The 22,237-nt window shown below is 65.7% G+C and carries 22 protein-coding genes; 21 read left to right on the top strand and 1 reads right to left on the bottom strand.

What is annotated here, in order from left to right; translation table 11 throughout:
* Position 1 precedes the first annotated feature (1 nt).
* The 20 genes from AWC14_RS16415 (at position 2) to AWC14_RS16515 (ending at position 20,149) form a co-directional block, all read left to right on the top strand.
* Positions 2-1,327, top strand: coding sequence for a homoserine dehydrogenase (locus AWC14_RS16415; protein WP_045380079.1), 1,326 nt, complete (start codon positions 2-4; stop codon positions 1,325-1,327).
* Complete coding sequence (gene thrC, locus AWC14_RS16420; protein WP_045380076.1) at positions 1,324-2,406, top strand: threonine synthase; 1,083 nt, start codon at positions 1,324-1,326, stop codon at positions 2,404-2,406. Before AWC14_RS16415 ends, thrC begins: the two co-directional genes overlap by 4 nt.
* Before the next feature lie 87 nt (positions 2,407-2,493).
* Positions 2,494-3,429, top strand: coding sequence for a homoserine kinase (thrB, locus tag AWC14_RS16425; protein ID WP_045380073.1), 936 nt, complete (start codon positions 2,494-2,496; stop codon positions 3,427-3,429).
* A 270-nt stretch (positions 3,430-3,699) separates the two neighbouring features.
* Complete coding sequence (gene rho, locus AWC14_RS16435) at positions 3,700-5,478, top strand: transcription termination factor Rho (protein WP_045380071.1); 1,779 nt, start codon at positions 3,700-3,702, stop codon at positions 5,476-5,478.
* Between the two features lie 80 nt (positions 5,479-5,558).
* Positions 5,559-7,175 carry a fatty-acid--CoA ligase FadD1 gene (gene fadD1, locus AWC14_RS16440; protein ID WP_057003245.1) on the top strand — a complete coding sequence of 539 codons (1,617 nt, stop codon included), beginning with the start codon at positions 5,559-5,561 and terminating at the stop codon, positions 7,173-7,175.
* Positions 7,176-7,282: 107 nt separating this feature from the next.
* Entirely contained in the window at positions 7,283-7,525 is a 243-nt protein-coding gene (gene rpmE, locus AWC14_RS16445) for a 50S ribosomal protein L31 (protein WP_045380239.1), read from the top strand.
* Positions 7,526-7,614: 89 nt separating this feature from the next.
* Positions 7,615-8,688, top strand: a complete 1,074-nt coding sequence (gene prfA / locus AWC14_RS16450; protein WP_045380236.1) for a peptide chain release factor 1 — start codon at positions 7,615-7,617, stop codon at positions 8,686-8,688.
* Entirely contained in the window at positions 8,685-9,533 is an 849-nt protein-coding gene (gene prmC, locus AWC14_RS16455) for a peptide chain release factor N(5)-glutamine methyltransferase (protein WP_057003244.1), read from the top strand. Before prfA ends, prmC begins: the two co-directional genes overlap by 4 nt.
* Positions 9,530-10,183, top strand: a complete 654-nt coding sequence (locus tag AWC14_RS16460) for an L-threonylcarbamoyladenylate synthase (protein ID WP_045380069.1) — start codon at positions 9,530-9,532, stop codon at positions 10,181-10,183. Before prmC ends, AWC14_RS16460 begins: the two co-directional genes overlap by 4 nt.
* 18 nt (positions 10,184-10,201) lie before the next feature.
* Positions 10,202-11,407, top strand: coding sequence for a glycosyltransferase family 4 protein (locus AWC14_RS16465; protein ID WP_142281727.1), 1,206 nt, complete (start codon positions 10,202-10,204; stop codon positions 11,405-11,407).
* 233 nt (positions 11,408-11,640) lie between these two features.
* A complete protein-coding gene (locus AWC14_RS16470; RefSeq protein ID WP_045380067.1) occupies positions 11,641-12,108 on the top strand; it encodes an ATP synthase subunit I in 468 nt (155 codons plus the stop codon).
* Entirely contained in the window at positions 12,101-12,856 is a 756-nt protein-coding gene (gene atpB / locus AWC14_RS16475) for a F0F1 ATP synthase subunit A (protein WP_045380066.1), read from the top strand. Before AWC14_RS16470 ends, atpB begins: the two co-directional genes overlap by 8 nt.
* A gap of 87 nt (positions 12,857-12,943) precedes the next feature.
* The gene (locus tag AWC14_RS16480; RefSeq protein WP_099539703.1) at positions 12,944-13,189 is read left to right on the top strand and encodes a F0F1 ATP synthase subunit C; all 246 of its coding nucleotides are present in this window, start codon (positions 12,944-12,946) and stop codon (positions 13,187-13,189) included.
* 9 nt (positions 13,190-13,198) lie between these two features.
* On the top strand, positions 13,199-13,732 hold the full coding sequence (locus tag AWC14_RS16485; RefSeq protein WP_045380064.1) for a F0F1 ATP synthase subunit B: 534 nt from the start codon (positions 13,199-13,201) through the stop codon (positions 13,730-13,732).
* Between the two features lie 6 nt (positions 13,733-13,738).
* A complete protein-coding gene (locus AWC14_RS16490) occupies positions 13,739-15,079 on the top strand; it encodes a F0F1 ATP synthase subunit B/delta (protein WP_045380061.1) in 1,341 nt (446 codons plus the stop codon).
* A 46-nt stretch (positions 15,080-15,125) separates the two neighbouring features.
* A complete protein-coding gene (gene atpA, locus AWC14_RS16495) occupies positions 15,126-16,778 on the top strand; it encodes a F0F1 ATP synthase subunit alpha (protein ID WP_045380058.1) in 1,653 nt (550 codons plus the stop codon).
* Positions 16,779-16,784: 6 nt separating this feature from the next.
* Complete coding sequence (locus tag AWC14_RS16500; protein WP_045380055.1) at positions 16,785-17,708, top strand: F0F1 ATP synthase subunit gamma; 924 nt, start codon at positions 16,785-16,787, stop codon at positions 17,706-17,708.
* Positions 17,709-17,731: 23 nt separating this feature from the next.
* The gene (gene atpD, locus AWC14_RS16505) at positions 17,732-19,279 is read left to right on the top strand and encodes a F0F1 ATP synthase subunit beta (protein ID WP_045380051.1); all 1,548 of its coding nucleotides are present in this window, start codon (positions 17,732-17,734) and stop codon (positions 19,277-19,279) included.
* A gap of 45 nt (positions 19,280-19,324) precedes the next feature.
* Positions 19,325-19,690: a F0F1 ATP synthase subunit epsilon gene (locus tag AWC14_RS16510; protein WP_045380048.1), complete on the top strand. Its 366-nt coding sequence runs from the start codon at positions 19,325-19,327 to the stop codon at positions 19,688-19,690.
* 15 nt (positions 19,691-19,705) lie between these two features.
* Complete coding sequence (locus AWC14_RS16515; protein ID WP_045380045.1) at positions 19,706-20,149, top strand: DUF2550 domain-containing protein; 444 nt, start codon at positions 19,706-19,708, stop codon at positions 20,147-20,149.
* Between the two features lie 12 nt (positions 20,150-20,161).
* Here AWC14_RS16515 and AWC14_RS16520 read toward each other — a convergent pair whose 3' ends face one another.
* Entirely contained in the window at positions 20,162-20,752 is a 591-nt protein-coding gene (locus AWC14_RS16520; protein ID WP_045380042.1) for a cob(I)yrinic acid a,c-diamide adenosyltransferase, read from the bottom strand.
* Positions 20,753-20,811: 59 nt separating this feature from the next.
* Between AWC14_RS16520 and murA the strand changes: the two genes are divergently transcribed.
* Positions 20,812-22,065, top strand: coding sequence for a UDP-N-acetylglucosamine 1-carboxyvinyltransferase (gene murA / locus AWC14_RS16525; RefSeq protein ID WP_045380039.1), 1,254 nt, complete (start codon positions 20,812-20,814; stop codon positions 22,063-22,065).
* Positions 22,066-22,237 lie beyond the last annotated feature (172 nt).

The following is a 22,237-nucleotide window of genomic DNA, read 5'->3' on the forward strand; positions in this document are numbered from 1 at the left end:
CGTGAGCGTTAACGGAAAGCCGGTCGGCGTGGCGGTGCTGGGATTGGGCAATGTCGGCAGCGAGGTTGTCCGCATCATCGAGGACAGCGCCGACGACCTCGCCGCCCGAATCGGTGCCCCCTTGGTGCTGCGCGGAATTGGTGTGCGCCGGGTGGCCGCTGACCGCGGCGTGCCCATCGAACTGCTCACCGACAACATCGAAGAGCTGGTATCCCGCGAGGACGTCGACATTGTCGTCGAGCTGATGGGGCCGGTCGAACCGGCCCGCAAGGCGATCCTGTCGGCGCTCGAGCGCGGCAAGTCCGTCGTCACCGCGAACAAGGCGCTGCTGTCGATCTCCACCGGTGAACTCGCGCAGGCAGCCGAAACCGCCAACGTCGACCTGTATTTCGAGGCCGCCGTCGCAGGTGCCATCCCGGTAATCCGCCCACTGACCCAGTCGCTGGCCGGCGACACGGTTCAGCGGGTGGCCGGCATCGTCAACGGCACCACCAACTACATCCTCTCCGAGATGGCCAGCACCGGCGCCGATTACGCTGCCGCGCTGGCCGACGCGAGCGCGCTCGGCTACGCCGAGGCCGACCCCACCGCTGACGTCGAGGGTTACGACGCCGCAGCCAAAGCCGCGATCCTGGCGTCCATCGCCTTCCACACCCGCGTCACCGCAGACGACGTCTACCGCGAAGGCATCACCCACATCACTCCCGACGATTTCGAGTCGGCCCGCGCGCTCGGCTGCACCATCAAGCTGCTGGCGATCTGCGAACGCGTCACCGTCGACGGTGGCCAGCAACGGGTTTCGGCTCGCGTCTACCCTGCGCTGGTTCCTCTGAGCCATCCGCTGGCCGCGGTCAACGGCGCCTTCAACGCGGTGGTGGTCGAGGCCGAGGCCGCCGGCCGGTTGATGTTCTACGGCCAGGGTGCCGGGGGAGCGCCGACCGCTTCGGCGGTGACCGGCGACTTGGTGATGGCCGCCCGCAACCGGGTGCTGGGCAGCCGGGGTCCGCGGGAGTCCAAATACGCTCAGCTGCCGGTCATTCCGATAAGCCTCGCTTCGACCCGCTACTACGTCAGCATGCAGGTGGCCGACGAGCCGGGCGTATTGTCGTCGGTGGCAGCAGAATTCGCCAAACGCGAAGTCAGCATCGCCGAAGTCCGCCAGGAAGGCGTCGTCGACCAGGGCGGCCAACGGGTCGGGGCTCGCGTCGTCGTCGTCACCCACCGGGCCACCGACGGCGCATTGTCCGAAACCGTCGCCGCGCTGGAGGATCTGGACGTGGTGCAGGCCGTGGCCAGTGTGCTGCGGCTGGAAGGAACCAACCCATGAGTCTGCCGAAGACCAGCACCCGTCAGCCCTGGCCCGGCGTGATCGCGGCCTACCGCGACCGGCTGCCGGTCGGCGACGACTGGACCCCGATCACGCTGTTCGAGGGCGGCACACCGTTGATCCATGCGACCGGGCTGTCCGAGCAGACCGGCTGCACAGTGCATTTGAAGGTCGAGGGCCTCAACCCCACCGGGTCGTTCAAGGACCGCGGCATGACCATGGCGGTCACCGACGCGGTGGCCCGCGGCCAGCAGGCCGTGCTGTGCGCCTCGACCGGCAACACGTCGGCCTCGGCCGCGGCCTACGCTGCGCGCGCGGGCATCACCTGTGCGGTGCTGATACCGCAGGGCAAGATCGCGATGGGCAAGCTGGCCCAGGCAGTGATGCACGGCGCCAAGATCATTCAGATCGACGGCAACTTCGACGACTGCCTGGAGCTGGCCCGCAAGATGGCCAACGACTTCCCGACCATCTCACTGGTCAACTCGGTCAACCCGGTGCGCATCGAGGGCCAGAAGACGGCCGCATTCGAGATCGTCGACGCGCTGGGCGTCGCACCGGACGTGCATGCGCTGCCGGTGGGCAACGCCGGCAACATCACCGCGTACTGGAAGGGTTACACCGAATATCACCGCGAGGGCATCATCGACAAGCTGCCCCGCATGCTGGGAACCCAGGCGGCCGGCGCGGCGCCGTTGGTGTTGGGCCAGCCGGTGAGCAAACCGGAGACCATCGCCACCGCGATCCGCATCGGGTCGCCGGCTTCGTGGACGTCGGCCGTCGAGGCGCAGCAGCAGTCCGGCGGGCGCTTCTTGGCCGCCACCGACGACGAAATCCTGGCCGCCTACCACCTGGTGGCCCGCTCTGAAGGTGTCTTCGTGGAGCCGGCCTCGGCGGCCAGCATCGCCGGTCTGCTCAAATCCATCGAGGACGGCTGGGTGCCGCGCGGATCGACGGTCGTTTGTACGGTGACCGGCAACGGCCTCAAGGACCCCGACACCGCACTGAAAGACCTGCCGAGCGTGTCGCCCGTGCCCGTCGACCCCGTCGCCGTCGTCGCAAAGTTGGGACTGGTCTAGGTGGCGACCGCAAGCGCGGCTGAGCCGGGCGCTGGGGGCACCCCCAGCCGCGGAGCGGCGAGGGGGACAGGTCGCCACGGAGGGCACATGCTGCCGTCCGGACTGTTGGCCAGCGCCGTCGTCGCGGCGTCGACCGCCAATCTCGGCCCCGGCTTCGACAGCATCGGCCTGGCGTTGAGTCTCTACGACGAAATCGCCGTCGAGACAACGACTTCCGGCTTGACTGTGCACGTCGAGGGCGAGGACGCCGATCAACTTTCGCGCGGGGCCGACCATTTGGTGGTCCGGGCCGTCGAATGCGGCCTGCAGGCAGCCGGTGTCGGTGCTCCCGGATTGGCCGTGCGATGTCGCAACGCGATCCCGCATTCCCGCGGGCTCGGCTCGTCCGCCGCGGCGGTGGTCGGAGGTCTCGCGGCGGTCAACGGCCTTCTGGCGCAAGTGGATTCGACGCCGCTGTCCGAAACCCAACTCATCCAGCTGGCTTCGCAGTTCGAAGGCCATCCGGACAACGCCGCAGCCGCGGTGCTCGGCGGCGCCGTGGTGTCGTGGACCGACAGCACCCGCGAGCCGCCGGGCTACGCCGCGGTGCCGCTGCGGCTACACCCCGACATCCATCTGTTTCCGGCCATTCCCGAGCACCGCTCGTCGACGGCGGAGACCCGGGTGCTGCTTCCCGCGCAGGTCAGCCATGGCGACGCGAGCTTCAACGTGAGCCGCGCCGCGTTGTTGGTCGTCGCGCTCACCGAACGGCCCGACCTGTTGATGGCCGCCACCGAGGATGTGCTGCACCAGCCCCAGCGGGCCCCGGCGATGCCGACGTCGGCGGAATACCTACGACTGTTGCGGCGTTATGGCATCGCAGCTGTACTTTCCGGTGCCGGGCCTGCGGTGATCGCGCTAAGCACGGAGCCGGAGTTGCCCGCCGCGGCCATCGAGTACGGCATTGCAAACGGGTTCACCGTCCGCGAGATGTCTGCGGGGGACGGTGTTCGCTGGAGTTCTGGAGTTGCGGTCCCCAGTTGACGTCGACAGGCGGGAGACGGGTTTCTTGCTTCCGGCAAAAAAGCGGGTTATCCTCGGAGCCGTCCAGCAATCGCAGCTTCTGCATCATGCATAGACACTGCGTGCCACCAGGACAACCACCAATTCTTCTCGTGGACGATGGTTCGCCATTTAACTTGCCAGTCTTGGCGATCACCGTTGCAGAGTCGATGGTTGGCAGCACTCGGCGATTTGGCTGAATGCAACGAATCCCTCGCGTGATCCGATCAGCGAGGGAAAGAAAGGAAATCCGTGACTGATACGGACCTCATCACGGCTGGCGACAGCACCCAAGACGACAAGCTGTCGAATTCCGTGACCTCAGACACTCCCACCGCCCCGGACGCGTCCGCGCCGGCGGTGGCCACCAAAGACGGTTCGCTGTCCACGATGGTGCTTCCCGAACTGCGGGCGCTGGCCAACCGGGCCGGCGTCAAGGGCACCTCGGGCATGCGCAAGAACGAACTGATCGCGGCGATCCGGGAAATCCAGGGACACGCCAACGGCGCGCCTGCCAAAGAGGCAAAAGACGACGACACCAAGGCCGACCCGCCGGCTGAGCAAACCCAAACGGTCTCCGACGAAACGCCGCGCCGGGAACGACGCAGCGCCCCTCGCGATGCCGACTCATCCGCGACCGAGCAGGGCGACAAGGCCGAATCCGACAACCGCACACGTGACCAGCAGGACACCAAGACAGACGAGCGCGAGTCGGACAAGGGTGCCGACCAGCTGGGGTCGGGCGGGCAGCAGAACCGCGGCGGCGCGAACCAGCAAGACGACGACGGCGAAGGACGCCAGGGCCGGCGGGGCCGTCGGTTCCGTGAACGTAGGCGCCGCGGCGAGCGGTCGGCTGACGGCGGCGAAGCCGAACTGCGTGAAGACGACGTCGTCCAGCCGGTAGCCGGCATTCTCGACGTCCTCGACAACTACGCATTCGTGCGTACGTCGGGGTACCTGGCCGGCCCGCACGACGTCTACGTCTCGATGAACATGGTGCGCAAGAACGGCTTGCGCCGCGGCGACGCCGTGACCGGCGCGGTGCGCGTCCCCAAGGATGGTGAACAGCCCAACCAGCGGCAGAAGTTCAATCCGTTGGTGCGCCTCGACAGCGTCAACGGCGGGCCCGTCGAAGACGCCAAGAAGCGTCCCGAATTCGGCAAACTCACCCCGCTGTACCCCAACCAACGGCTGCGTCTGGAAACCACCCCCGAACGGCTCACCACCCGCGTGATCGACCTGATCATGCCGATCGGTAAGGGCCAGCGTGCGCTGATCGTGTCGCCGCCGAAGGCCGGTAAGACGACGATCTTGCAGGACACCGCCAACGCGATCGCCAAGAACAACCCGGAATGCCACCTCATGGTCGTGCTCGTCGACGAGCGGCCCGAGGAGGTCACCGACATGCAGCGCTCGGTCAAAGGTGAGGTCATCGCCTCGACCTTCGACCGGCCGCCGTCCGACCACACCTCGGTTGCCGAGCTGGCCATCGAGCGCGCCAAGCGACTCGTCGAGCAGGGCAAGGACGTCGTGGTGTTGCTCGACTCGATCACCCGGCTGGGCCGTGCCTACAACAACGCGTCACCGGCGTCGGGCCGCATCCTGTCGGGTGGTGTCGACTCCACCGCGCTGTATCCGCCCAAGCGCTTCCTCGGCGCTGCGCGCAACATCGAGGAAGGCGGGTCGCTGACGATCATCGCCACGGCCATGGTGGAAACCGGATCCACCGGTGACACAGTGATTTTCGAGGAGTTCAAGGGCACGGGTAACGCCGAGCTCAAACTGGACCGCAAGATCGCCGAGCGACGGGTGTTCCCCGCGGTCGACGTGGCTCCGTCGGGTACTCGCAAGGACGAATTGCTCTTGTCGCCAGACGAATTCGCGATCGTGCACAAGCTGCGCCGGGTGCTCTCGGGGCTGGATTCCCACCAGGCCATCGATCTGCTGATCTCGCAGCTGCGCAAGACCAAGAACAACTACGAATTCCTGGTGCAGGTGTCCAAGACAACCCCGGGCATGGACAACGACTAACTGGACGTAGCACATCAGTGCCAACCGCCAAACCGCCGTCCCGCTAACCAATTGACGTCGCGCCGGTAAGGTGCGAGTCCGTGGCGGACACTTTGCAGCAACTGCTTCGCGCACGTGTTGCCGACGACGGTCCGGCCGTGAAGTACGGCGAGCGGGTGTGGAGCTGGCGCGAGCATCTTGGCGACGCATCGGCCGTCGCCGCCGCCGTGCTCGGCATCGCGGACAGCAAGCGCCCACTGCATGTCGGCGCGCTGCTGGGCAACACACCGGAGATGCTCACCGCGATGGCGGCGGCAGCACTGGGCGGCTATGTGTTGTGCGGCATCAACGACACCCGCCGTGGCGAGGCCCTGGCCCGTGACATCGTGCGGGCCGACTGCCAGATCCTGCTCACCGACGCCGCGCACCGCGGGCTGCTCGACGGCCTGGAGCTGCCCGGCGTGCGGGTCTTCGACACGTCGAGCGGCGACTGGCCGGATCTGCTGGCGTCGGCCGGGCCGCTCACCCCGCACCGCGAGGCGGCGCCCACCGACACCTTCATGATGATCTTCACCTCGGGCACCAGCGGCGAGCCGAAGGCGGTGCAGGTGACCCACCTCACGGTGCTGTTCGCCGGCACCACGCTGATCGAGCGGTTCGGGGTCACCGACTCCGACGTGTGCTACCTGTCGATGCCGCTGTTTCACTCCAACGCGCTGCTGGCCGGCTGGAGCGTGGCGGTGGGGTCCGGGGCCGCGATGGTGCCGGCAACCTTTTCGGCGTCGCGGTTGCTGGCAGATCTGCGCCGCTACGGCGCGACGTACATGAACTACGTCGGCAAGCCACTGGCCTACGTGCTGGCCACCCCCGAGCAGCCTGACGATCACGACAACCCGCTGCGGGTGGCCTTCGGCAACGAGGCCAGCGACCGCGACATCGCCGAGTTCAGCCGGCGGTTCGACTGCACGGTGTGGGACGGCTTCGGCTCCACCGAAGGCGCGATCATCATCACCCGCGAGGACGGCTGCCCGCCGGGCTCGCTGGGCCGGGGCTTTCCCGGCGTGGCCATCTACAACCCCGACACCCTCACCGAATGCCCTCCCGCCCGCTTCGACGACGACGGCGCCCTGACCAACCCCGACGAGGCGATCGGCGAACTGGTCAACACCACCGGCGCGGGCCTGTTCGCCGGCTACTACAACGACCCCGACGCCACCGACGCGCGGCTGAGGGACGGCATGTACTGGTCGGGCGACCTGGCCTACCGCGACGACGACGGCTGGATCTACTTCGCCGGCCGCAGCGGGGACTGGTTGAGGGTCGACGGGGAAAACATGACGACGGCGCCCATCGAGCGCATCCTGCAGAGGTTGCCCGCAATCAGCCAGGTCGCGGTGTATGCGATACCCGACGAGCACGTCGGCGACCAGGTCATGGCCGCGATCGTGCTGGTCGACGACGCCGAGCTGACGCCGCAGGAGTTCGGGGAGTTCCTGGCCGCTCAGCCCGACCTGTCGCCCAAGGCCTGGCCGCGCTATGTGTGGATCACCGACGACCTGCCCAGCACGGCGACCAACAAGATCCTCAAGCGGGAGCTAAGAGCCCGCGGCACGGCGGTCGACGGCGGCGTGCTGTGGGCGCGTGCCCCACGCCAGAGGACCTACGGCGTGCTGGACCGCGTCCGGGAATGCGCGCCGACGTCCCCGCGTTTGGGCTGACGGCGGCTGAGCTGGCATAATCAACCGCCAACCCCTCAGGTTCCGGTTCACGTCCGAGCATCGGCGCGATGCGGGCGACCCGGCGGCCGACGATCGAAGAGGAAATCATGAAATCTGGTATTCATCCGGCATACGGCGAGACCACCGTGGTCTGCGGTTGCGGAAACACCTTCCAAACCCGCAGCACCAAGGAAAGCGGCCGCATCGTGGTCGAGGTCTGCTCGCAGTGCCACCCGTTCTACACCGGTAAGCAGAAGATTCTGGACAGCGGCGGTCGTGTGGCCCGCTTCGAGAAGCGCTACGGCAAGCGCAAGGCCGGCGCCGACAAAGAGGCCAACGCCGACAAGTAGCACCGGCGCCCGAACCTGTCGCGGAACCCGCACAGGTCGGGCGTCGTTTCATGTGCGGGCTGTGGGCGGTTCAGAAAGGGGCCAGCGACATGACGCAGAGCGTGCAGGCGATCGACGCGCTGCTGGCCGAGCACGCCGACCTCGAGCGTCAGCTGGCCGATCCGGAATTGCACAGCAACCCGGCCAACGCCCGCAAAGTCGGGCGCCGCTTCGCCCAATTGGCGCCGATCGTCGCCACTCACCGCAAACTCGAGACGGTGCGCGGCGACCTGGAGGCCGCACGGGAGCTGGCCGCCTCCGACGACTCGTTCGCCGCCGAGGTCACCGAGCTCGAAGCGCGGGCCGCCGAACTGGACACCCAGCTCACCGACATGCTGGCGCCGCGCGACCCGCACGACGCCGACGACATCCTGCTCGAAGTGAAATCCGGTGAGGGCGGCGAGGAATCGGCGTTGTTCGCCGCCGACCTGGCTCGGATGTACATCCGCTACGCCGAGCGGCACGGCTGGACGGTGACGGTGCTGGACGAGACCACCTCGGATCTGGGCGGCTACAAGGACGCCACGCTGTCGATCGCCAGCAAGGGCGACTCCGCCGACGGCGTGTGGTCGCGGATGAAATTCGAGGGCGGTGTGCACCGCGTGCAGCGCGTGCCTGTCACCGAATCCCAAGGGCGCGTGCATACTTCGGCCGCCGGCGTATTGGTCTATCCGGAGCCCGAGGAAGTGGGAGAGGTGCAGATCGACGAGTCGGACCTGCGCATCGACGTCTACCGCTCGTCCGGCAAAGGCGGGCAAGGTGTCAACACCACCGACTCCGCGGTGCGAATCACTCACTTGCCCACCGGCGTCGTCGTCACCTGCCAAAACGAGCGTTCCCAGCTGCAGAACAAGACACGTGCCCTGCAGGTGCTGGCGGCGCGGCTCCAGGCGATGGCCGAGGAACAGGCGCTGGCCGACGCCTCGGCCGACCGGGCCAGCCAGATCCGCACGGTAGACCGCAGCGAACGCATTCGCACGTACAACTTTCCGGAGAACCGAATCACCGACCACCGCATCGGCTACAAGTCGCACAATCTGGATCAGGTTCTCGACGGCGACCTCGACGACCTCTTCGACGCGCTCAGCGCCGCAGACAAGCAGTCCCGACTACAGCAGGCATGACCACTCGACTGCGGCACGCGATCGACTCGGCTGCGGCGACATTGGCGGAAGCCGGAATCGACTCTGCCCGTTACGATGCCGAGGAGTTGGCCGCGTACCTGGCCGGCACCGAGCGGGGACGCCTCCCGCTGCTGGACTCACCCGGCGACGAGTTCTTCGCTCGCTACCAGTCGGTCGTCGCGCAGCGTTCACAACGGGTGCCCCTGCAGCACCTCACTGGCACCGTGGCTTTCGGGCCGGTGACGCTGAACGTCGGGCCGGGGGTCTTCATCCCGCGACCGGAAACCGAGGCCATGCTGGAATGGGCCAGTGGCCAACGTCTTTCCGCCCGGCCGGTCATCGTCGACCTGTGCACCGGATCCGGCGCGCTGGCCGTCGCGCTGGCGCACTACTGGCCGTCGGCCCGGGTGCTGGGCATCGACGACTCCGATGCCGCCCTGGATTACGCCCGGCGCAACAGCGCCGACACCGCGGTCGAACTGCTGCGCGCCGACGTCACCGCCCCCGGCCTGCTCAGCGAGCTCAACGGCGATGTCGACCTCGTGGTGGCCAACCCGCCGTACGTCCCCGACGACGTCGAGCTGGAGGCCGAAGTGGCGCAACATGATCCGCCTCACGCGGTATTCGGCGGCGCCGACGGGATGACGGTCATCAGAGCGGTCACCGCGCTCGCCGGCCGGTGGTTGCGTGCGGGCGGTTTATTCGCCGTCGAGCACGACGACACCACCTCGGCACAGACATCTGAATTACTGGCCGGCACAGGGCTTTTCGACGAGATCGTGGCTCACACTGACCTGGCCGGCCGGCCCAGGTTCGTGACGGCCCGCAGAAAGGTCAGCCAGTGATGGAAGTTTTCGACTGCGCCGACCCCGGCCAGCGTGCTCGCGGGATCACTGCGGCGGCCGGGGCGGTCAAAAACGGCCGGTTGATCGTCATGCCGACCGACACCGTCTACGGCGTCGGCGCCGACGCCTTCGACAGTGCAGCAGTGGCCGCGCTGCTCGCGGCGAAGCGTCGGGGTCGCGACATGCCGGTCGGAGTGCTGGTCGGCTCCTGGAACACCATCGACGGTCTGGCTCTCAGCGTGACGCAGGGGACTCGGGACCTCATCCGCGCCTTTTGGCCCGGCGCGCTGAGCCTGGTTGTCCAGCAGGCGCCGTCGCTGCAGTGGGACCTCGGTGATGCCCGCGGCACCGTGATGCTGCGGATGCCGCTGCACCCGGTAGCCATCGACGTGCTGCGCGAGGTCGGCCCGATGGCGGTGTCCAGCGCCAACGTCTCCGGCCAAGCGCCCGCCGTCGACGCCGACGATGCCCGTCGCCAACTCGGAGATTCCGTCGAGGTCTATCTCGACGCTGGCCCATCCGCGCAACAGGCGGCGTCGACGATCCTGGACCTGACCGGGCCGGCCCCCCGCATTCTGCGACCCGGGCCCGTGAGCGCAGACGCCATCGCCGAGGTGCTCGGGGTGGACGCCGCCAGCCTGACCGGATGATCTGCGTGGAGTACGGTCTTGCGCGTGTTTAGCGACCCCGAGAGGCTACGCAGCCTTGCCGGCGGTCTGCTTGCGCTGTCCGATCGCGGCACCGGCGTCCCGCTGCGCGAGCTCGTGCTGGTGGGGCTGACCGCCGCCATCATCACCTACTTCGCGACCGGGCCCGTCCGCGTGATGGCGACCCGGTTCGGCGCGGTGGCCTACCCGCGCGAACGGGACGTCCATGAAACGCCGACGCCCCGGATGGGCGGACTGGCCATGTATCTCGGCGTCATCGCCGCCGTCTTTCTGGCATCCCAACTTCCCGCGCTCACCCGCGGCTTCGTCTACTCCAGCGGCATGCCCGCGGTGCTGGTGGCCGGCGGCGTGATCATGGGCATCGGCCTGATCGACGACAAGTGGGGCCTCGACGCACTGACCAAGTTCGCCGGACAGATCACCGCGGCCAGCGTGCTGGTCACCATGGGCGTCGCCTGGAGCGTGCTCTACATCCCGTTCGGCGGCGTCGGAACCATCGTGCTGGACCAGGTTTCCTCGATCCTGCTCACACTGGCGCTGACCGTGTCGATCGTCAACGCGATGAACTTCGTCGACGGCCTCGACGGCTTGGCCGCGGGCTTGGGGCTCATCACCGCGCTGGCAATCTGCATGTTTTCCGTCGGCCTGCTTCGCGACCACGGCGGCGACGTCCTGTTCTATCCGCCCGCGGTGATCTCGGTGGTGCTCGCGGGGGCATGCCTGGGATTCCTGCCGCACAACTTCCACCGGGCCAAGATCTTCATGGGCGACTCCGGGTCGATGCTGATCGGACTGATGCTCGCGGCCGCCTCGACAACCGCGGCGGGACCCATTTCGCAGAACGCCTACGGCGCTCGCGATGTGTTTGCTCTGCTGTCCCCATTCCTGTTGGTGGTCGCGGTCATGTTCGTGCCCATGCTCGACATGTTGCTGGCGGTCATTCGCCGCACTCGCGCCGGAGTGCACTTCTCCACTCCGGACAAGATGCACCTGCATCACCGCCTGCTGCAGATCGGTCACTCGCATCGCCGCGTGGTGCTCCTCATCTATCTGTGGGTGGGCATCGTGGCATTCGGCGCGGCAAGCTCGATTTTCTTCGATCCCCGCGAGACCGGAGTGGTGATGCTGGCGGCGATCGTGGTCGCGATCATCGCCACGCTGATTCCCTTGTTACGACGCGACAACGACGTCTACGACGAGGAGTAGTAGCATCGCCCGCCGTGTGGTACGGTGCAGCTAGAACCCGAAATAAACCTCGCGGGTTGCCGGCCACCGGCCGTCGGATTCAGCTCCGATCGCGCCGACCTACGACCGACATGGGGAGCCACTCCTTGGGTGATTCGAGCGCGCCGATTGCCCTCCGATACGCTCTACGGGCCACGCAACGATCAACCAGGCAACGCGGCGACAACCCACTGAGCGAGGACTGAGGTGCAGCTTTGACAACGCCAGCGCAGGACGCGCCGTTGGTGTTTCCGTCCGTTGCGTTCCGGCCGATCCGGCTGCTTGTCATCTCCGTTGCCCTGACCGCTGTGGCGATCGCCGCCGCCGGTTGGCTCGAGCATCCGATGATCGGCGTGTTCTTCGGGATCGGGCTCCTGATGGGTTTGCTCAACGCCCTCGGTGTGCGGCGTTCGGTTGCGGTGATCACCGCCGATGCCCATCCGCTGAAGAAGAAGATGGCGTTGAATTCGGCGGGGCGGCTGCTGGTTATCTCCGTGATCGGACTGATCATCGCGTTTGCCTTCCGGCCGGAAGGGTTGGGCGTAGTTTTTGGACTGGCGCTTTTCCAGGTGCTGCTGGTGCTCAGCACCGCTCTGCCGGTGTGGCGGAAGATGCGCGCGGGAACCGTCGAGCCGGCTGCGGGCGGCAGCGGTACTGAGGGGAGGGAAGGCAGCGATGACTGAGGCGCTCCTGGCCGAGGCAAACATCGAAGTCGGCGAGCACACCACCGCCACCTGGTTCGGGCTGACGGTCAACACCGACACGGTCCTGTCGAGCGCCATCGCCGCCGTCATCGTGATCGCGCTGGCATTCTTCTTGCGCGCCAAGGTCACCTCGAGCGGCGTGCCGGGCGGCGTGCAGCTGTTCTTCGAGGCGATCACCATCGGCATGCGCAATCAGATCGAGAGCGCGATCGGCATGCGGATCGCCCCGTTCGTGCTACCGCTGGCGGTCACGATCTTCGTCTACATCCTGATCTCCAACTGGCTGTCAGTACTGCCGCTGCAGTACACCGACGCCCAGGGGCATACCACCGAGTTGCTCAAGTCGGCAGCCGCGGACATCAACTACGTGCTGGCCCTGGCGCTCTTCGTGTTCATCTGCTATCACGCGGCCGGCATCTGGCGTCGCGGCCCGGTGGGGCACCCGATCGGGGTGCTCAAGGGCCACGTCGCCTTCATGGCGCCCTTCAACTTGGTCGAAGAGATCGCCAAGCCGATCTCGTTGTCGCTCCGACTATTCGGCAACATCTTCGCCGGTGGGATCCTGGTCGCGCTGATCGCGCTCTTCCCGCCGTACATCTTGTGGGCCCCCAACGCCATCTGGAAGGCATTCGACTTGTTCGTCGGCTTGATCCAGGCCTTCATCTTCGCGTTGCTGACCATCTTGTACTTCAGTCAGGCAATGGAAACAGAGGAAGACCACGGGTAGACGACCACGAGTTCGCCCGAGACAAGGACCATCACAGGAATCTGGTAGACCGCTACCAGACGTCAAGGAGGATATGGAATGGCAGGACTGGACCCACAAATCGCAGCCGGCGCGCTCATCGGCGGCGGGCTGATCTTGGGCGGCGGCGCTGTCGGCGCGGCCATCGGTGACGGCATCGCCGGTAACGCGCTGATCTCCGGTGTAGCCCGGCAGCCCGAGGCACAAGGCCGGCTGTTCACCCCGTTCTTCATCACCGTCGGTCTGGTGGAGGCCATGTACTTCATCAACCTGGCGTTCATGGCGTTGTTCGTCTTCGCCACACCAGTCAAGTAATCCGCAGGAATGGGTGACATGAGCGCTACCGTCCTGGCCGTCGCAAGCCGGGCCGCCGAGGAAGCCGAGGGCAACAACTTCCTCATTCCCAACGGGACCTTCTTCGTCGTGCTGATCATCTTCTTGATCGTGCTCGGCGTGATCGGCACCTTCGTCGTGCCGCCGATCATGAGGGTGCTCCATGAGCGCGAAAACATGGTCACCAAGACCCTGGAGGACAACAAGAAATCCGCCGAGCAGTTCGCCGCTGCGCAGGAAGATTTCGAGAAGGCAATGTCCGAGGCCCGGGTGGAAGCGTCGGCCGCCCGCGACAATGCCCGGGCCGAAGGACGCAAGGTCATCGAGGACATGCGCGGTCGAGCCGAGGAACAGGTGAACGCGACGCTTCAGGACGCCGCGGAGCAACTCAAGCGGGAGGGCGACGCCGTGGCTGCGGAGCTGCGCTCTCGGGTAGAGGGCATGGCCACCACCCTGGCCAGCCGCATCCTGGGCGTCGAGATCACCACCTCGGTCACCCCGACCGCGACCGGGTCAGGGCGGTAACCGCCGATGTCGACTTTCATCGGGCAGCTGGCCGGGTTCATCGCCATCGTGTTGTTGGTGTGGCGCTATGTCGTGCCGCCGGTGCGCAAGCTGATGGTCGAGCGGCAGGAAACCGTTCGCCAGCAGTTGGAAGACTCAGCAGCTGCCGCCAAAAAGCTGGAGGAAGCCAGTCAGGCCCACACCAAGGCACTCGAAGAGGCCAAGTCCGAAGCCAAGCGGGTCACCGAGGAGGCCCACACCGACGCCGAACGTATCGCCGAACAATTGCGGGCCCAGGCCGACGTCGAAGTCGAGCGCATCAAAACCCAGGGTGCCAAGCAGGTCGAGCTGCTGCGCGCGCAGCTGATCCGCCAGCTGCGATCCGACATCGGCGCCGAATCCGTGCGGCGCGCAGGCGAGTTGGTGCGCGGCTACGTGGCCGAGCCGGAGCAGCAGGCGGGCACCGTCGACCGATTTCTCGACGAGCTCGAGGCCATGGCCCCCTCAGCGGCCGAGGTCGAGTATCCCGTGCTGGCCAAAATGCGGTCGGCCAGCCGACGCGCGCTGACCGCCCTGGTTGACCGGTTTGGCGAAATCGCCGAGAACCTCGACGACAACGGGTTGTCCACCCTCGCCGACGACTTGGCATCGGTGGCCTCGCTGTTGAATCGCGAGATCGTGGTCACCCGCTATCTCACTGTGCCGGCCGAAGATGCGGGGCCCAGAGTCCGTCTCCTCGAGCGGCTGGTGTCCGGGAAAGTAGGAGAACCGGCGCTCGACATCCTCAAGAGCGCGGTCGCCGAACGTTGGTCCGTCGGTTCAGATCTGGTCGACGCCGTGGAACATGTTGCGCGTCATGCGCTCTTGATGCGGGCCGAGCGTGCCGGCCAGGTCGACGAGGTGGAAGACCAGCTGTTCCGGTTCAACCGCATCCTCGACTCCGAGCCGCGCCTGGCCATCCTGCTGGGCGACTACGCTGCACCCGCCGACGGCCGAGTTCGGCTGCTGCGCAAGGTGCTCGACAGCGCCGACACCTCCGTCAACCCGATCGCGTTGGCGCTGCTGTCCCAGACGGTCGAATTGCTGCGCGGCCAATCGGTCGAGGACGCCGTGCTCCAACTTGCCGAGGTGGCGGTGGCACGCCGCGGCGAGGTCGTCGCACACGTCAGCGCTGCAACCGAACTCAGCGACACCCAGCGCAACCGCATCACCGAGGTGCTGAGCCGTATCTACGGCCACCCGGTGACGGTGCAGATGCAGATCGATCCCGAACTACTGGGCGGGCTGTCGATCTCGGTCGGTGACGAGGTGATCGACGGGACGCTGTCGTCTCGTCTCGCCAAAGCGCAGACCCAGCTACCCGACTGAACAACCAACTAATCACCACAATCAACAAGCAGGAAGACGAAAAGCCATGGCAGAGTTGACAATCTCCGCTGACGACATTCAGGGCGCGATCGAGGAATACGTCAGCTCCTTCACCTCCGACACCGCCCGCGAAGAGGTCGGCACCGTCATCGACGCGGGTGACGGTATTGCGCACGTCGAGGGCTTGCCGTCGGTGATGACGCAGGAGCTGCTCGAGTTCCCCGGCGGGGTACTGGGCGTCGCGCTCAACCTCGATGAGCACAGCGTCGGCGCGGTGATCCTGGGTGACTTCGAGAAAATCGAAGAGGGCCAGCAGGTTAAGCGCACCGGCGACGTGTTGTCGGTCCCGGTCGGCGACGGGTTCCTGGGCCGGGTGGTCAATCCGCTCGGTCAGCCGATCGACGGTCGCGGCGACATCGAAGCGCAAGAGCGCAGGGCGTTGGAGATCCAGGCGCCCTCGGTGGTGCAGCGTCAGGGAGTCAAAGAGCCACTGCAGACCGGTATCAAGGCCATCGACTCGATGACCCCGATCGGGCGCGGTCAGCGCCAGCTGATCATCGGCGACCGCAAGACCGGCAAGACCGCGGTCTGCGTCGACACGATCCTCAACCAGCGTCAGAACTGGGAATCGGGCGACGAGCAAAAGCAGGTGCGGTGCGTCTACGTCGCCATTGGGCAGAAAGGCACCACGATCGCTTCCGTCCACCACACCCTCGAAGAGGGCGGTGCGATGGACTACACGACGATTGTCGCCGCTCCCGCATCGGACTCCGCCGGCTTCAAATGGCTTGCGCCATACACCGGTTCGGCGATCGCTCAGCACTGGATGTATGAGGGCAAGCATGTGCTGATCGTCTTCGACGACCTTTCCAAGCAGGCCGAGGCGTACCGCGCGATTTCGCTGCTGCTGCGCCGTCCGCCGGGCCGAGAGGCCTACCCGGGCGACGTGTTCTATTTGCACTCACGGCTGTTGGAGCGCTGCGCCAAGCTCTCCGACGAGCTCGGCGGCGGTTCGCTGACCGGCCTACCCATCATCGAGACCAAGGCCAACGACATCTCGGCCTACATCCCGACCAACGTCATCTCGATCACCGACGGGCAGTGCTTCCTGGAATCCGACTTGTTCAACCAGGGTGTGCGCCCGGCGATCAACGTCGGCGTGTCGGTGTCTCGGGTCGGTGGCGCAGCGCAGATCAAGGCGATGAAGGAAGTGGCCGGGTCATTGCGGTTGGACCTGTCGCAGTACCGCGAACTGGAGTCGTTCGCGGCCTTCGCCTCCGACCTCGACGCCACATCCAAGGCGCAGCTGGCCCGTGGCGAGCGCCTGGTCGAATTGCTCAAGCAGCCGCAAAACCAGCCGGTACCGGTCGAGGAGCAGGTGGTTGCCATCTTCCTCGGCACCGGCGGTCACCTGGATTCGGTTCCGGTGGAAGACGTTCGGCGCTTCGAGAGCGAGTTCCTCGATCATGTTCGTGCTTCCGAAGAGGCCATTCTGTCGGAGATCCGGGAATCGCAGAAGCTCAGCGACGAGCTGGCCGACAAGCTGACCGAGGTGGTCAACGAGTTCAAGAAGGGCTTCGCGGCCACCGGTGGCGGGTCGGTGGTGCCCGACGAGCATGTCGAGGCCCTTGACGAGGACAAACTGGCGAAGGAGGCGGTGCAGGTCCACAAGCCCGCGCCGCCGAAGAAGAAGAAGTAATCGAAAATGGCTGCCACACTTCGCGAACTGCGGGGGCGGATCCGCTCCGCCGGGTCGATCAAAAAGATCACCAAGGCGCAAGAAATGATCGCTACCTCGCGCATCGGCAAGGCGCAGGCCCGGCTGGAGGCTGCTCGGCCCTACGCCACAGAAATCACCCGGATGCTCACCACCCTGGCCGAGGAAGCTGCTTTGGACCATCCGCTGCTGGTCGAGCAGCCGGAGCCCAAACGCGCTGGCGTACTGGTGGTCTCGTCCGACCGTGGCCTTTGTGGCGCGTACAACTCCAGTGTCTTGCGTCGAGCCGAGGAGCTCTTCTCGCTGTTACGGGAAGAGGGTAAGGCGCCGGTGCTCTACGTTGTCGGTCGTAAGGCCTTGAATTACTACACGTTCCGGAACTGGGACATTAGCAAATCGTGGACGGGGTTCTCGGAGCGACCCAGCTATGAGAACGCAGCGGAGGTCGCCGACACACTGGTGAATGCCTTCATGGCCGGCGCGGTGGAAGACGGTGAGCCACAGGGACAGGACAGCCCTGAGCCGGTCGACGAACTGCACATCGTCTACACCGAGTTCAAGTCGATGATGTCGCAGTCCGCGGAGGCACACCGGATTGCGCCGATGGTCCTTGAGTATGTCGAGGAAGAAGCCGGACTGCACACGCTGTACTCATTCGAGCCGGATGCCACGACGTTGTTCGAGTCGCTGCTTCCGCGGTACCTGACCACCCGGGTATACACGGCGATGCTGGAGTCCGCGGCATCCGAGCTGGCATCGCGCCAACGGGCAATGAAATCAGCGAGCGACAACGCCGACGACCTCATCAGGGATCTCACGCTGCAGGCCAACCGCGAGCGGCAGGCACAAATCACCCAGGAAATCAGCGAAATCGTCGGTGGGGCAAACGCACTCGCCGAAGCCGCTGGATAAGCCCCTCTAGGAAGCGAAAAGATATGGCTGCTACCAAACAGACTCAAAAGTCGAACAACGCCAAGAGCAACGACAACAACGGGCGTGTGGTGCGGGTGACCGGACCCGTCGTCGACGTCGAGTTTCCGCGTGGGTCCGTGCCGGACCTGTTCAATGCGCTGCACGCTGACGTTACCTTCAAGTCTCTCGCGAAGACGTTGACTCTCGAAGTGGCGCAGCACCTCGGCGACAACCTGGTGCGCACCATTTCCCTGCAGCCCACCGATGGGCTGGTGCGCGGCGTCGAGGTGATCGACACCGGCGCCTCGATTTCGGTTCCCGTCGGCGACGGCGTCAAGGGCCATGTCTTCAACGCGCTGGGCGACTGCCTGGACGACGAGGGCTACGGAAAAGACTTCGAGCACTGGCCCATCCACCGCAAGCCGCCGGCGTTCGACGAGCTGGAGCCTCGCACCGAAATGCTGGAGACCGGCCTGAAAGTCGTCGACCTCCTCACGCCGTATGTGCGCGGCGGCAAGATCGCGCTGTTCGGCGGTGCCGGCGTGGGCAAGACCGTCCTCATCCAGGAGATGATCAACCGCATCGCTCGAAACTTCGGCGGTACTTCGGTTTTCGCCGGAGTGGGCGAGCGCACCCGTGAGGGTAACGACCTGTGGGTCGAACTGGGCGAGGCCGACGTGCTCAAGGACACCGCCCTGGTGTTCGGCCAGATGGACGAACCTCCCGGCACCCGTATGCGGGTGGCCCTGTCGGCGCTGACCATGGCCGAGTACTTCCGCGACGAGCAGGGCCAGGACGTGCTGCTGTTCATCGACAACATCTTCCGGTTCACCCAGGCTGGTTCGGAGGTGTCCACGCTGCTTGGCCGGATGCCCTCGGCGGTGGGATATCAGCCCACACTGGCCGACGAAATGGGTGAGCTACAAGAGCGGATTACCTCGACGCGGGGCAAGTCGATCACCTCGATGCAGGCGGTGTACGTGCCAGCGGACGACTACACCGACCCCGCGCCCGCGACCACCTTCGCCCACCTCGACGCCACCACCGAGCTGAGCCGGTCGGTGTTCTCGAAAGGCATCTTCCCGGCAGTGGACCCGCTGGCGTCCAGCTCGACCATTCTCGACCCGGCCGTGGTCGGCGACGAGCACTACCAGGTGGCGCAGGAAGTCATTCGTATCCTGCAGCGCTACAAGGACCTTCAGGACATCATCGCGATTCTTGGTATCGATGAGCTGTCCGAAGAGGACAAGCAGCAGGTGCAGCGGGCCCGGCGTATCGAACGCTTCCTCTCGCAGAACATGATGGCGGCCGAGCAGTTCACCGGTCAGCCCGGTTCGACGGTGCCGGTCAAGGAGACCATCGAGGCCTTCGACCGGCTGTGCAAGGGCGAGTTCGACCACGTGCCTGAGCAGGCCTTCTTCCTGATCGGTGGGCTCGACGACTTGGCCAAGAAGGCCGAGAGCTTCGGGGCCAAGCTGGACGGTGGCGGTTCGAAGAAGTCCAGCGCCAAGAAGGACGACGGTTCCAAGAAGGACGATGGTGGCAACGGGAAAGCCGAAGACGGCGACTAAGCCATGCAGATGGTGACTTTCTTCCGAGGGCGAAGGTGATGTGAGATGGCCGAATTGGACGTCGAGATCGTCGCCGTCGATCGCAAGATCTGGTCCGGCAAGGGAACTTTCGTCTTCACCCGCACCACCGTCGGCGAGATCGGAATCATGCCGAGGCATATTCCGCTGGTAGCCCAGCTGGTCGACGACGCAATGGTGCGCGTCGAACGCGAGGGCGAGAAGGACTTGCGCATCGCGGTGGACGGCGGCTTCCTGTCGGTGACCGAGCAAGGTGTCAGCATTCTCGCCGAGTCGGCGGAATTCGAATCCGAAATCGACGAGACGGCTGCGAGACAGGATTCCGAGTCCGACGATCCCCGCATCGCCGCCAGGGGTCGCGCCAGGTTGCGCGCGATCGGCGCGCTCGACTAGCGGGGTTCGCAACCGATGAGCGCGCCCATGGTCGGCATGGTCGTGCTCATCGCTTTGTTGGGACTTGCGGTCCTGGCGTTGAGTTTTCGGTTGTGGAAGCTGCGCCAGGGTGGGACAGCTGCCATCATGCGCGACATTCCCGCCGTGGGAGGTCATGGCTGGCGCCACGGCGTAGTCCGTTACCGCGGCGGCGAGGCCGCGTTCTACCGGCTGTCGAGCGTTCGGCTATGGCCGGACCGCCGACTCAGCAGGCGCGGTATCGAAATCATTTCGCGGCGCGCACCTCGCGGCGACGAATTCGACATCATGACCGAAGAGATCGTCGTGCTCGAACTGCGGGACACAACCCAGGACCGAAGGCGCGGTTATGAAATTGCCTTGGACCGAGGCGCATTGACGGCGTTTTTGTCCTGGCTGGAGTCCCGTCCCTCTCCGCGGGCCCGTCGCCGCAGCACCTGATGGTATCGGGGCCTATTTCGCGGGCTGCTCCGATTGTCCGCCGCCGGGCTGCCACAGCACGTCGCCCTCAGGGTTGGCCAGCCGGGACAGGATAAACAGCAAGTCCGACAGTCTATTCAAGTACTTCGCTGGCAACGGGCTGACATCCGACGGGTGCGAGTCTATGGCAGCCCAGGCGGAACGTTCGGCACGGCGGACCACGGTGCGCGCGACATGCAGCAGCGCCGAAAGCTGCGAACCCCCAGGCAGCACAAAGGAGTTCAGTGCCGGCAGGCCTTCGTTGAACTCGTCGCACCAACGCTCCAGCCGGTCGATGTAGGGCTGCGTGACACGCAGTGGAGGGTATTTGGGGTTCTCCACCACCGGAGTGGAAAGGTCGGCACCGGCATCGAACAGGTCGTTCTGGATTTGCCGCAACACGTCGACGATGCGTTGCTCGGGGTTTCCCAACGCGATCGCGGTGCCGATGGCTGCGTTGGCCTCGTCGCAATCGGCGTAGGCCACCAGGCGGGCGTCGGTCTTGGAGACCCGCGAGAAATCGCTCAATCCCGTCGTCCCGTCATCGCCGGTGCGGGTATAGATGCGGGTCAGATGTACTGCCATGGTTCAAAACGTTACCGGGCTGACTGACAGCGGCGGTACCGCTCACTAAACTAACGCGGGTGGCGGAGCATTTCGTGGTGACCGGTGGCAACCGGTTGTCGGGCGAAGTTGCTGTTGGGGGCGCCAAGAATAGCGTTCTCAAGTTGATGGCCGCGGCGTTGTTGGCCGAGGGCACCAGCACGATCACCAACTGCCCCGACATTCTCGACGTCCCTTTGATGGCAGAAGTGTTGCGAGGCCTGGGCGCCACCGTCGAACTCGCCGGTGACACCGTGCGGATCACATCGCCGGACGAGCCGAAATACGACGCGGACTTTGCCGCGGTCCGTCAATTCCGCGCGTCTGTCTGCGTATTGGGACCGCTGGTCGGACGATGTAAGCGGGCCAAGGTTGCGCTACCTGGCGGTGACGCGATCGGCTCACGCCCGCTCGACATGCACCAGGCCGGCCTGCGGCAATTGGGCGCCCGCTGCAACATCGAACACGGCTGCGTGGTTGCACAAGCAGATACGTTGCGCGGCGCTGAAATTCAGCTGGAGTTCCCGTCGGTGGGAGCGACCGAGAACATCCTGATGGCTGCGGTTCTGGCCGACGGAGTCACCACAATTCACAATGCTGCGCGCGAGCCGGACGTCGTCGACCTGTGCACGATGCTGAATCAGATGGGCGCACAGGTCGAAGGCGCCGGCTCACCGACGATGACGATCACCGGTGTCCCGCAGCTGCACCCCACCGAGCATCGGGTGATCGGGGACCGGATCGTGGCCGCCACCTGGGGGATCGCAGCGGCCATGACACGCGGCGACATCACGGTGTCTGGGATCGACCCGGCCCATCTGCAAGTCGTGCTGCACAAGCTGCACGACGCCGGTGCCACCGTCACCCAGACCGAGGACAGTTTCCGGGTGGTGCAGTACGAGCGCCCCAAGGCCGTCAACGTCGCGACGTTGCCTTTCCCCGGATTCCCGACCGACCTGCAGCCGATGGCGATCGCGTTGGCCTCGATCGCCGACGGAACGTCGATGATCACCGAGAATGTCTTCGAGGCGCGGTTCAGGTTCGTCGAGGAGATGATCCGGCTCGGCGCGGATGCCCGCACCGACGGGCACCACGCGGTCGTGCGTGGTCTTCCGCAGCTGTCCAGCGCGCCGGTGTGGTGTTCTGACATCCGCGCCGGCGCTGGGCTGGTGCTCGCCGGGCTAGTGGCCGACGGGGATACCGAGGTCCACGACGTCTTCCACATTGATCGCGGATATCCGTTGTTCGTGGAGAACCTGGCCAGTCTCGGAGCCGAGATCGAGCGAGTAGAATAGCGAGCACTTAACGACTCCCGCTGGTTCCCGAGCGGAGCAGTTACCGGAGTTGACCGGGCCTTTGTCGCGGAGTATAGTGGCAGGGTTGCCTGTTCATGGGTGTTGTTTGAGAACTCAATAGTGTGTTTGGTGGTTTTGTTTGTTGTTGTTTTTTGCCATGCCTTGACTGCCC

This window comes from Mycobacterium kyorinense, from assembly GCF_002101735.1.
GTDB lineage: Bacteria > Actinomycetota > Actinomycetes > Mycobacteriales > Mycobacteriaceae > Mycobacterium > Mycobacterium kyorinense.